The organism is Parapedobacter lycopersici, assembly GCF_040395035.1.
Lineage (GTDB): Bacteria > Bacteroidota > Bacteroidia > Sphingobacteriales > Sphingobacteriaceae > Parapedobacter > Parapedobacter lycopersici_A.
Map to the genome: position 1 here is coordinate 1 of NZ_JBEBRB010000074.1, position 12,477 is coordinate 12,477.

The 12,477-nt window shown below is 50.8% G+C and carries 9 protein-coding genes; all 9 read left to right on the forward strand.

The window, feature by feature from the left end; all coding sequences use genetic code 11:
- Nucleotides 1-992 (forward strand): gamma-glutamyltransferase (locus tag ABWO75_RS11795; RefSeq protein ID WP_353185777.1); only part of this gene is annotated, 992 nt, incomplete at its 5' end.
- Between the two features lie 56 nt (nt 993-1,048).
- Nucleotides 1,049-2,407 (forward strand): hypothetical protein, encoded by a 1,359-nt coding sequence (locus ABWO75_RS11800; protein ID WP_353185779.1) that lies wholly within the window; start codon nt 1,049-1,051, stop codon nt 2,405-2,407.
- A 33-nt stretch (nt 2,408-2,440) separates the two neighbouring features.
- Nucleotides 2,441-3,751: an aspartate aminotransferase family protein gene (locus ABWO75_RS11805; RefSeq protein ID WP_353185781.1), complete on the forward strand. Its 1,311-nt coding sequence runs from the start codon at nt 2,441-2,443 to the stop codon at nt 3,749-3,751.
- 38 nt (nt 3,752-3,789) lie between these two features.
- Nucleotides 3,790-4,446 carry an RNA polymerase sigma factor gene (locus tag ABWO75_RS11810; protein ID WP_353185783.1) on the forward strand — a complete coding sequence of 219 codons (657 nt, stop codon included), beginning with the start codon at nt 3,790-3,792 and terminating at the stop codon, nt 4,444-4,446.
- An 8-nt stretch (nt 4,447-4,454) separates the two neighbouring features.
- Nucleotides 4,455-5,222 (forward strand): carbohydrate-binding family 9-like protein, encoded by a 768-nt coding sequence (locus tag ABWO75_RS11815; protein ID WP_353185785.1) that lies wholly within the window; start codon nt 4,455-4,457, stop codon nt 5,220-5,222.
- Between the two features lie 127 nt (nt 5,223-5,349).
- The gene (locus tag ABWO75_RS11820) at nt 5,350-6,510 is read left to right on the forward strand and encodes a FecR family protein (protein ID WP_353185786.1); all 1,161 of its coding nucleotides are present in this window, start codon (nt 5,350-5,352) and stop codon (nt 6,508-6,510) included.
- A gap of 170 nt (nt 6,511-6,680) precedes the next feature.
- Complete coding sequence (locus tag ABWO75_RS11825) at nt 6,681-10,079, forward strand: SusC/RagA family TonB-linked outer membrane protein (protein ID WP_353185788.1); 3,399 nt, start codon at nt 6,681-6,683, stop codon at nt 10,077-10,079.
- Between the two features lie 33 nt (nt 10,080-10,112).
- Entirely contained in the window at nt 10,113-11,672 is a 1,560-nt protein-coding gene (locus tag ABWO75_RS11830; RefSeq protein ID WP_353185790.1) for a SusD/RagB family nutrient-binding outer membrane lipoprotein, read from the forward strand.
- Between the two features lie 125 nt (nt 11,673-11,797).
- Nucleotides 11,798-12,477 (forward strand): 3-keto-disaccharide hydrolase (locus ABWO75_RS11835; RefSeq protein WP_353185792.1); only part of this gene is annotated, 680 nt, incomplete at its 3' end.

The window sequence follows — 12,477 nt, forward strand, 5'->3', positions numbered from 1 at the left end:
ATCTTGCGGCGGTTCCTGACCGGGTGAATTGGGTAGATCCCATATCCATCCAATACCGCGACTATACAGTTTATAATAATCCGCCGCCGGGAATGGGCATCCAGCAATTACAGGTATTGAAAATCATGGAAGGGTTTGACCTGAAGGCATTAGGGCATAACAGCGTCGATTACCTTGCCTATTTATTGGAAGCCATTCACCTGAGCCGGACCGACACCGATACGTATATCGGCGACCCGGCTTTCGTTCCTGTGCCAGTGGAACGGCTGCTATCCGACAACTATATTGCGCAACAACGTCAAAAAGTGATTGAGCGGGTAAACCAGCGGAAAGTGAAGATGCAGCAGGCAGCGCTTTCGGACGTGCCTTTCCCGGTTCCAACGGATGATGCTCGCAATCCGAGGTATACTTTTGCAACCACCAGCCTGTCGGCTGTGGATCAATGGGGCAATGCCGTAGTTATCATCCAAACCCACGGAGGTGGTTTTGGATCGGGTTATGTTGCCGGTAAAACCGGACTGGTGTTTAACAGTGCAATGGACTGGATGACACTTGAACCGGGCAAAGCCAACAGCGTTGCGCCGGGTAAGGCGGTAGGGTGGTGCATTGGTGGGATGATGCAGTTCCACCGCAATGGAAAGCCGGAGCTGATCGTCGGGTCGCCGGGAAGCTTTGGTATTCTCCAGTCCGTTCCACAGGTGGCAATGAATGTAGTGGATTTCGGTATGAACATCCAGGACGCCATCAGCGCCGCACGGTTCCGGTGGAAAGATGAACTGGGCAGTGTGCCGGCAACCGAACTCATCATGGAAACACGCGTTCCGGCGGAAGTCCGCAAAACACTCCAGGCCATGGGCTATGTATTGGATACCAGTCTGGGCGACTGGACCATGACTGTTGGCGGGGTGCAGGGCGTGACCATTGACCGCAGTACCGGCTGGCTCATAGGGGGAGCTGATCCGCGGCGAAATGGTTACGCGATGGGCTGGTAATTAATCTAATGTTCATGTTTATATACATTTAATAACTGGTTTAAAATTTTGTAGTTATGAGTTTAGAATCCAATCATCCCCGGCGTAGTTTCCTTAAGCAGTCGGCCATCGCCGTGGCCAGCATGTCGCTCTTTCCCGAGTGGGTAGCCGGCGCACAGGCACAGCCGGCGGGACCACATCCTGTTCGGCAGGAACCCAAAAAAATCGCGCTGATTGCCAATATCTACCGCAACAGCGCCCACGCCGATGTAATTGGGACGAAACTCTTCGCTGGGATACCGACCGACGAGGGTATCGTTGCGCCGGAGGTGCGGATTGTTTCGGTATGGATCGACCAGATCGGTGCTAATGATACCGGTGTGCGCATTGCTAAAATGAATAATGCAACTGTATATGATACGATCGCAGGTGCCCTTACACTCGGCGGCGACCGGCTTGCGGTTGACGGGGTAATTTATGTCGGCGAACATGGCGAATACCCGAACAGCCGCTATGGGGTAAAAATGTACCCGCGTATGAACTACCTGGAACAGATATTCCGCGTCTTTGATGCCTCCGGTAAATCGGTGCCGCTTTTTAGCGATAAGCACCTGTCCTATAGCTGGCTGGACAGTAAATGGGTGTACGATCGCGCGAAAGAGCTCCGTGTACCGATGATGGCCGGTTCTTCGTTGCCCGTTTGTTGGCGTGACCCGGGACTGGAACACCCGATCGGCACAAAAATTACCCATGCCGTGGCCATTGGCTATGCGTCGCTTGACGCTTATGGATTTCATGTGGCTGAAATACTGCAGTGCATGGTGGAACGGCGTGCCGGTGGCGAAACCGGTGTGGCCAGCGTCCAGGGACTACTTGGCGATGCGGTGTGGAAAGCCATGGATGATGGGAAAATCGCTGAAGAACTGGTTGATGCGGCGTGCAACAGCATCAAGGGCAGGGCAAGCGGTTCGTACCGGGAACTGGTAAAAGAACCCAAGGCCGTGCTCATCAATTATAATGACGGCCTGACGGGCGCCATTCTGATGCTGGATGAATACGTCAATTCCAGCTGGGCCTATGCAGCCAGGGCAGATGGCCGGGTAGTTGCTACGGAATTTGTGCTTGACCACAGTATGAGCTATTCGCATTTCAGTTACCTTACGCTGAATATCCAAAAGTTGATGGTTACCGGAAAGCCAACCGCTCCGGTTGAACGGACGCTCCTAACCAGCGGTATCATGGATATGGCGATCCGTTCGGCGGTGGAGGGTGGAAAAGTCAGGGAGACTCCATTTCTGAATATCCGCTACTCAGCGGAAGGTTTTGAACCGATCCGTCCGACCAGTCCACGACCCACGGGTAAGGACATGGAAAACTGGCCGCCCAAAGGATACGAGTTTATTATCCCGGAGAAGTTTAAAACCCCAACATCTTAATTATTTAACAAATTACTAATTAACCAATTAGTTATGCCTAACTTTAGTTATGATAAATCTGCTGCCTTATTGGATCGCGCAAAAAAAGTAATGGCCGGCGGCGTTTCTTCTGAGTTCCGGAAATACAATCACCCCCACGCGATCTTCTATACACACGGTAAGGGAAGCCGGATTGTAGATGTCGACGGCAATGAATACATTGACTTCACGTTAAGCCAGGGACCCTTGATTCTCGGACATTCACATCCGCATGTGCTGAAATCGGTGTCGGATTATTCAAGGGACGGGCAACTGTTTGCCGGCCAGCACCTTCGGGAAATCGAACTGGCGGAGAAACTCCAGCAACTGATTCCTTCGGCGGAACGGCTGCGTTTCTGCCTGGATGGCTCCGAGGCTGTACAGACTGCTTTCCGGGTCGCCCGCGCAAAGACGGGCAGATCAAAATTCCTGCGTTTTGAAGGGCATTACCACGGGTGGCTTGACAATGTAAGCTGGGGGATATCCACGCCTTCCGTGGATGCACTTGGCAGCCGCGAACATCCGAATGTGTTTCCGTGGTCGGAAGGGTTGCCCGATCGGTCGAAGGACGAATTTATCACGTTGCCATGGAATGATCTCGATCTGGTCAGGCAGACGCTGGCTGAATCAGCGGCCGATATTGCGGCCATTATTACGGAGCCGGTCATGTGCAATAATGGTTGTATTCCGCCTGCCGTCGGGTTTCTCGAAGGACTTAGGGTCTTATGCGACCAATACGGCATCGTACTTATTTTTGACGAAGTAATTACCGGTTTCCGTCTTTCCCTGGGGGGCGCACAACAGCATTTTGGGGTCACGCCCGATCTATCCATATTCGCCAAGGCACTGGCGAGTGGTTATCCGATCAGCGCTGTTGTGGGTAAGCAATCCTGGATGGATGCGATCGAACAGGCCCGTGTAATTCACGCCGGGACCATGAATGCCGGTAATCCGACTGTTGCGGCGGCGCTTGCCACAATTGAAGTGCTGGAACAGGAGCATCCCTATCCGCGGATGTTTCAGCTTGGAGAGGAATTGATGGAGGGATTGCGGAATGCTGCCCATGATGTAGGTATTCCAGTGCTGGTGCAGGGCATGGGACCGATGTTTCATATCAGTTTTACGGCTAAGAAAGCCCTGACGGACTACCGGGATACGCTGATGGTAGACCGTACGAGGTTAAACGCATTCATCGCAGGTATGCACGATGAGGGAATCCGCATTATCGGACGGGGGCTGTTTTACATCAGTGCCGCACATACACCGGCCGACATCAGCCGGGCCATTGAGGCGTCCCGTATCGTCATGAAAGGAATCAGTGGGTAATCACGCCCACCGGGTAGGCCTAATTTAATTGTTTGCGTATGAATCCGACAAAAAACGGCAGGGATCTGAAGACCGCATGGGATGCATTTATCAGCGATGCAAATGAACAGGCATTCTATTGTCTTTATGGACATTACTACGATTACTTTAGTTTTTTAGGCGGTAAGAAACACCAGCCAACTGACCAGGTAGCGGATAGTATTAACGACCTGTTTCTCTATGTATATGAAAACAGAAGCAGGCTGTTGAATGTGAGGGACCATCATAATTACCTGGTGACTGCTTTTATCCGGAAATTATTCCGCAAGGTACCTGCAGAACGCGAGCTGTCCCGATGGTTATCGGAAGAGCACGTCTGCCCGTCGCCTGAAGTGCAGCTGATTCAGCAAAGCATGGATGACGAACTGAAGTGCACATTGAAAAAGCTGATTGACCGGTTGCCTGCAAAACAGCACCGGATGATCTACCAGAAATTTTACCTGGGCATGTCGTACCGGGAAATTTCGCTAAGCAACCGGATATCGGAGAAGACAGCCTACAATACCATTTACATCGCCGTGGACAAGCTGCGTAACCTACTGGGTAAAACGGTACATTATATTCTTTCATTTGTTGCACTTTATTTACCTTTATGCGTGCTGATGCTGATTGCCGAAGGGGTTTCGGCCGTCGCGTCCCGATTTGAAAACCAGTAAACTATCCTATGAAATTAGTACACAGCTACGGCATTCTCCTGATCAGTTATTTCTTTTGTATTACTTCCGTGTTGGCCCGTCAGCCGATCGAAGCGGCGACAGCGGAACGGCCGAAGGAAACCTATCAGATACAGCGGTTAACCGGTGATCTACCCATCAATGCCGAGTGGAATAAGTCGCAATGGCAGAAAGTTCCATCCATTAAACTAAGCAATTACATGGGGAAAGCACCGGGGTTCTGGCCCGAAACCGAAGTGAAAATGATGTATGATGACGCTAACGTGTATGTTATTTTCCATGTCAAAGACCATTACGTACGCAGCACTGTTCGGGAATATAACGGCAGTGTTTCGCAGGATGCCTGTGTGGAGTTTTTTTTCGCTCCCGATTCGGCTTCGCCGGAAAAGTATTTTAACCTGGAAATCAATGCCGGGGGCACTCCGTTGTTATATTACGTGACGGAACCATGGACGGCATTCACTAAACTGGATTCGACGGATATTAAACGCGTCGAAATTGCCCATTCTTTGCCCAGTGTGATCGACCCCGAGATTACGGAACCGACTGACTGGACAATCGAGTACCGGATTCCCCTCGCCGTACTCGGTGCATTCTCCAATGTAACTAAACCGGAGCCGGGTGCTATATGGCACGCTAATTTTTATAAAACGGCAAGCAAAAGCATCAATCCCCATTGGATTACCTGGTCGCCTGTCGATTACCCCAAGCCTAATTTCCATCTTCCGCAGTTTTTCGGCACGTTAATTTTTCAGTAAACTTTCCCAATCGCATCTGACGGAACAATTGGGCCGTGCAAGTCATTTTATACCGCGCCCGACAATAAATTAATTTTTCATTGGGAAAAATCAATGGCTGCTGCTCTATTCCTAAAAATTGGAAAAGATGCAGGAAAAGGAACTTTCGGCACTATTGAACGACGAACGTTTTCTGAATTATTGCCTTGGCCGCAACGCAGCAGATGTATCGTTCTGGGAAAGCAAGCTTCAACTCGATCCGGACCTTGCCGAACAGATTGAGCCGGTCCGGCAGGCGGTTGTTTTCCTCGCACACGAAAGCAGCACACGGGAAAGAGAACGGGCCTATCAACAGCTCCGGCAGCAGATCCACGACGCGCATGCTGCTTCTTTGCGGCGGAGGCGACTGTACCGAATCATTGGCTATTCGGCCGCAATCATGCTCCTTGCACTGTTTTCGGGATATTATTTTTACCTCGGCCGGGGCCGTGCCGATACCATTCACCCCGGCGGAAATGCGGCAATGCTCACATTGGCCGACGGCCGCCGTGTGCAGCTGCGTGATGAACAGAAGGGAATCATCGCACAGGGAGATAAAATGATGTACAGCGATGGCACTCCGGTTGCCGGACCGGGGCCGGGTATCCGATCCACAGCCAACACCATCGAAACGCCGAGGGGAGGTCAATATCGCATTGTATTGGAAGATGGTTCGAAAATATGGCTTAATGCAGCAAGTAAACTCACTTATCCCACGCATTTCCAACACAATATGCGAATGGTTGAGGTCGTTGGAGAAGCCTACTTTGAGGTGTCGGAAGACCGCACACGTCCGTTCCGGATACGTGTGGGTAAACAGGAAATTACAGTGCTGGGAACGGCTTTTGGTATTTCGGCATATGGTGACGAACCAGCGATACGAACCACTTTGGTCAGTGGTAAGGTACGCATAGCTTATCAGAAGAAATCGGATTCGGAACGCCTTTTACGTGATTCCGTCTTTCTTCAGCCGAATCAGCAAAGTATACTTCGCGGCGACAGTATCATCATTCATCCAGTGGACGCCGCCAAAGCAACGGCTTGGGTAAAGGGGATATTTTCATTTGACGACGAATCCCTGGAAAGCATCATGCAAAAAATATCCCGCTGGTATGACGTAGAGGTTGTATTCGCCGGGGCAGATAAAAACAGCCGGTTCTGGGGAGGCGTATCGCGGTACGAAAGCGTGGATGAGGTATTGCGACGGTTACAGGCAACCGGCGATGTACAGTTTAAGATAGAAGGAAGGAGGGTTATGGTGATGAAGTGAGGCAGCGACTCAACTGTACTGCCGGCAGGTTCCGGCACCAAAACAGTAATAACCGGAAGCAGTTGCTCCCGGTTCAGGTCTTGATTGTTCAGCGATCATATTGAGCTTTTATCCGGATAGTCTAGCGCGACAACTTACAAGCTATCCGTTAACCAAAACATGTATTGCAAATGTATACAATATGGAAGAACCGCCAAAGTAACGGTTTACTTTGGTGGCTGCAATTCAAACGGATTGCAATGGTATTTTCTTTTAGTATGGCGATTCTGCAGGTGGAGACAGTGGCGGCAAACCAGACGCAGTTTATTACGCTGAAGCGGAGCAAGGCAGATCTTCGGGAGATCCTGGAAGAAATCAACCAGCAAACGGGCTACCTGACACTGGCTAACGCCAGGTTTCTGGATAATGCCGGGCCGGTTGATGTAGATTTTGTACGAACGCCGCTTGATGTTGCCCTGGATAAGATACTCGAGGGCCAGAAGCTGAGTTTTGAGATTGAAGGAAAGGAAATTATCCTCAAGCCCCTGCGTGATGAGGAACGGCATGATCCGTCGTCGCCCCGGCAGCGCACCACGCCCGTGGTTCGGCAGAACGTTGTGAGTGGCCGCGTAACAGATAGCTTGGGTAACCCGATATCGGGAGTGACGGTCCGCGTGACCGATGGCCCCCAAGGCACTACCACGGATAATAACGGCATGTATTCCCTGGAACTGCCGGCAGGCGTAAAACAACTGGAATTTTCCTACCTGGGTTACGTTACCCAGGTCGCCACCGTACAATCGGGTACACTGAACATCACCCTTGCCGCCTACAGCCAACAGCTCGAAAGCGCAGTGGTAACCGCCTTAGGTATTGTCCGCCAAGCGAAATCGCTCACCTATTCCGCACAGGTGATTGACGGTTCCAGTATGGATGAGGCCCGGGAAACCAATATGATCAATTCATTGCAGGGAAAGGTGGCCGGGGTGGTCATTTCCCGCAGCGCGACGGGCCCGGGGGGATCGTCTAAAGTACTGTTGCGGGGCAGCCGCTCGATAACCGGCAATAACGAGCCATTATACATTATCGACGGCGTTCCGCTGAATTCGGGCAGCCGCGCTTCCGGTGGAACCAGTTTTGGTGGTCGCGACGGTGGTGGGGGAATAAGCATGCTGAACCCGGATAATATTGAAAGCATGACGGTGTTAAAAGGCGCATCAGCGGCTGCACTGTATGGGAGTCTTGGCCAGAACGGGGCTATTGTAATCACAACCAAGAGCGGTAAAAGCGGTAAAATCACAGTCGACTACAACGGCGGAATGACCCTGGATCAGGCCGTTGCGCTTCCGGAATACCAATATGTATATGGTCAGGGCGACGGAGGTGTTTACTCACCGAATGCCGAACGAAGCTACGGACCGAAGGCCGACGGACGGGAAGTAACATTATGGAACGGAAATGTGGTGCCTTACGTAGGACACCCCGATAACGTAAAGAATTTTCTGAGAACGGCAAAAACGGTGACCAACTCTGTCAGCGCCAGCGGAGGGAATGAGCGGATGAGGACATTTTTCTCCTATGGCAACGTCGTCGCGGAAGGTATCCTCAGGAACAACGATATGGTCCGCCACAATATCGACCTGAAACTGGATAACACCATTTCCGACCGGCTTTCCTTTACGACGAAAATCTCTTATATCTATTCCGAAATTGACAATATGCCGCATACGGGTGAACGAGGGTATGCTTTGTCTTCCATATTGCGTGCGCCGGTATCCATTCCGTTGGATCAGATGAAGGATTTTGCCTATATAGATGAGGAAGGTGTAGAGCGTCAAAGTTACTGGAATCCGGGCTCTTCTATTTTGTCAAACCCCTATTGGAACCTGAACCGTGAAATTTTCCACGAAAAGAAAGACCGGGTGCTTGGATTATTTTCTGCAAGGTATCGGTTCAATGACTGGATAGATCTCCTGGTGCGTGGAAGCATCGATAAAACAATGGAGAAAACGGAGAACAAAATATACAACGATACTTATACCACCTATGGACTGGGATCGAACTACATAACCGGCGATTATTCCAGACAAAGTACCAACGTAGATGCGTTACTTTCCCTGCGGCGCGATCTGACACCGGCCATTAACCTGAGTGCGAATCTGGGCGCTTCCCTGCAGCAGGGCAGTGCTACCAGTATGTCGGTGGACGCTAATGGGTTGAATAAGCAAAATTACTTTTTTCTGGTTAATGCACGCAGCCCGCTGACGGACAACAACTTTGTGCAAAGCCCACAGGTACAGTCGGTTTACGCTACCGCTACTTTATCTTATAACGATTACCTGTTTTTGGACGTTACCGCCCGAAACGACTGGTCGTCGGCATTGCCGCCGGGTAATCAGTCGTATTTTTACCCTTCGGTGGGATTATCTGGCATATTGACCGATATGCTGTCGTTCCCTTCATGGGTGACCTATGGGAAGGTCCGGCTCTCACTGGCTTATTCCGGCTCGGGAGGTTCGGCTTACCGCGACCGGAATTACTACGCCGTGGCACGCGGCGGGTTAGTCAGTACCCCGTCAACCCGTTCGCTTCCAACCTATAAGCCCGAATTGACTTCGGCATTCGAGATCGGGGCTGAATGGCGTTTTTTCAACAGCCGGTTCGGGTTTGATTTTACGTATTATAACACCGACACAAAAAACCAGCTGATCACGATATCAACACCTGCAGCTTCATTATTTGCAAACCAGTACATCAATGCAGGACTGATCAATAATCACGGGGTAGAGGCGACGGTGAATGTGGTGCCGGTCCGCACCGGTGAATTCTCCTGGGATGCCACGCTTAACTTCTCCAAGAATGTCAATAAGGTGGAACGGTTAACTGACGAAGTAACCCGTGCTATTATTGTTGATGACAGACAAGTACTTATAGATGCTGCAGTTGGGGGTAGTTATGGTGATATGTGGGGGATGGGCTGGCAGCGGGACGAACAGGGACGGCCATTGGTTTCAGATCAGGGGCTACCGTTGCTGACGGCGGGTAAAACGGTATACCTGGGTAATTACAACCCAAACTATAACCTTGGGTTTAATAACAGCCTGACATACAAAGAGCTTTCGTTGAGTTTTTTGATTGATTATCGAAATGGGGGTACCGTAATCGCCGGAACCCAGGCATTACTGGATGCCGATGGGCACTCCAAGGCATCGTTGTGGGGCCGTGAGGGGGGGATTATCTTGGATGCCTATACCGTTGACGGCGAGAAAAATACGACGAGTATTACCCCGCAAAGTTATTTCGGTACGGTTGGGGAGCGGTATCCGGCGGGTGAATTTTATGCCTATTCGGGATCTAATATCCGACTACGGGAGGTGGTGCTGGATTATCGGCTTACCGGCCTGATCAGCCAGACCGGATGGGTAAAAGATGCGAAGATCTCGTTGATTGGCAGAAACCTGTTTTTCTTCAGCAGGGAAGCCCCTTTTGACCCTGAGCTCGTATCCGGAACCGGAAATTACGGCGGTATTGAATATAACTCGCTGCCGGCTACGCGGAATATCGGCTTGAACGTAAAGTTAACATTTTAACCGACGGCAATTGCTATCTTAAATTTAGCTAACATGAAATACCGTAAATCTAATTACATGACGATAATGGCCGGCCTGGCATTGTCGCTGTTCATGGGCTTGGTAGGCTGTACCAAGAATTTTGAGGACAGGAATACAAGTCCATCTGGTTTAGAATCACTAAATGCCGAGGATTTAAAATCGCTGTTTCCGAACGCCCTATACAGGGGCTGGAATCAAGGAAGCTACCAGACCGGGCAAAACCTGACCGGCGACATGTACAGTCAGCTATTTGCCTGTACACAACCGGCATTCGCCTCGCACCGGTACGTAATCAATCAAATGTGGATGCAGGGATTCTGGACGGGAACCTATGTCCAGACAATGCCTTCATTGGTGACAATTATCAAAGAGTCCGGCGATCTTCCGGTGATCAACGCGATAGCGCGGATATGGAAGGTTTTTATCATGAACCGTACGACTGATTATTTCGGTCCGATTCCTTATTCTAAAATGGGGGAATATGAAGAAGGCGAAGGCGTAGCGTATGACGCGCAGAAAGATATCTACTATGATTTTTTCAAGGAACTTGATGAAGCGGCTACCTTATTGAAAAATAACCTGGATCAGCCGTCTTACGGAGAAAAAGACCTGATCTATTATGGTGATAATGCGAAATGGTTGAAGTTTTGTAATTCATTGCGGTTGCGGCTGGCGCTCCGGATTTCGTTCGTTGAGCCGGAAAAAGCTCAGGCCGAAGCAATGGCCGCATTGGCGGGCGGTGTAATGGAGTCGACAGCTGATGATGCGTTCATTGAATCATCTGCTGCTAACTTTAACGGTCTGAACCGGATATCTGGATGGAATGAATTCCGGATGAGTGCAAACATGGAGAGCCTGCTTGTGGGTTATAATGACCCCCGGTTGAGCATTTATTTTCAGCCGGCGGCGGCAGATGGCAAATGGCGTGGAGCACGGAATGGGATGGTACCGGGGGAACAGACCGTCGGGTATAATACCTATGAATTTACATCCGATGTGGGTGTCCGGTTTAAACCTGAAAACCAGTCGACCAACCCGATGACCGTAATGTATGCCGCGGAAACCTATTTTCTGCTTGCCGAAGGTGCGTTAAACGGCTGGAATATGGGAGGAACGGCAGCAGAGTTTTATAATAAGGGAATCGAACTGTCGCTCCGCACGTGGGGGATTGATGATCCGGCGGTGATCGATGCCTATATTAACGGAACCAGCCTGCCGATTGCCCCGGCACCGGAAAACGGCTGGAATACACCGCCGCTGACCGATATTCCGGTGAAATTTGCGGCCGACCCGGAAAAGCAACGTGAACAGATCGGTACCCAGAAATGGCTGGCTTTATATCCCAACGGCATGGAAGCCTGGGCTGAAATGAGACGGACCGGCTACCCGAAAATGTATCCGTTGATTCACTCCGATAACCCGGATATGCCGGGAGATCAGATGATCCGTCGGATCGTGTTCACGGATTTGGATTGGCAGACGAATGGAAAGGCCGTAGAGGCGGCTGTTTCCCTGCTGGGAGAGGGTGGCGATAAGGTCAGCACCCGGCTTTGGTGGGATGTAAAACCTTAGCGAAAATCCGTTAAACTGCAACATCGCCGGGCAATATGACTTTAGCTTCATGTAGCGTCGTTAAAACTGCGTTATTTTTATAAATTTGTTTATTGCGTAATAACCAGCAGCTAAACACAATTAAGATGAAAAGAATACAATTGATGACCTCAGCTTTTTGGTGCCTGGCGATGTTGATCGCGATCGGCGTTGGTATTAACCCTGCATCCGGCCAGGTTGCGCCGGTACAGGCAGCCACCGTCAGTGGTGGTAATCTGGTGGGGCGCTGGAATATCACCATGGACGTAAATGGCCAACCTAGGCCGTCGTGGCTGGAAGTGGAACTTTCCGGATTAAAGACGCTGGTAGGCCGGTTTGTAGGCTCGGGAGGAAGTGCGCGCCCGGTTTCAGAAGTCAATTTCGATAACGGCAAATTCGGATTTGCCATTCCGCCGCAGTGGGAGTCATCTGACCGTGACCTGGTACTGGAAGGTGTGCTTTCAGGTGAGACCATCAGCGGTACTATTCAGACCAGCGATGGACAACGCCATGATTTTAAGGGCGTAAAGGCCCCTTACCTAACCCGTACAGCCGAGCCGGTATGGGGAGAACCTGTCGCCTTATTTAATGGCAGGGACCTGACGGGATGGAAGGCTACCGGAGCTACTAACCACTGGACGGTCCGGGATGGTATCCTCACCAGTCCGGGATCGGGGTCGAACCTGGTTTCGGAACGCACCTTCGAGGATTTTAAGCTTCATGTCGAATTCCGGTACAATGAAAACAGCAACAGCGGCATTTACCTTCGCGGTCGGTATGAACTGCA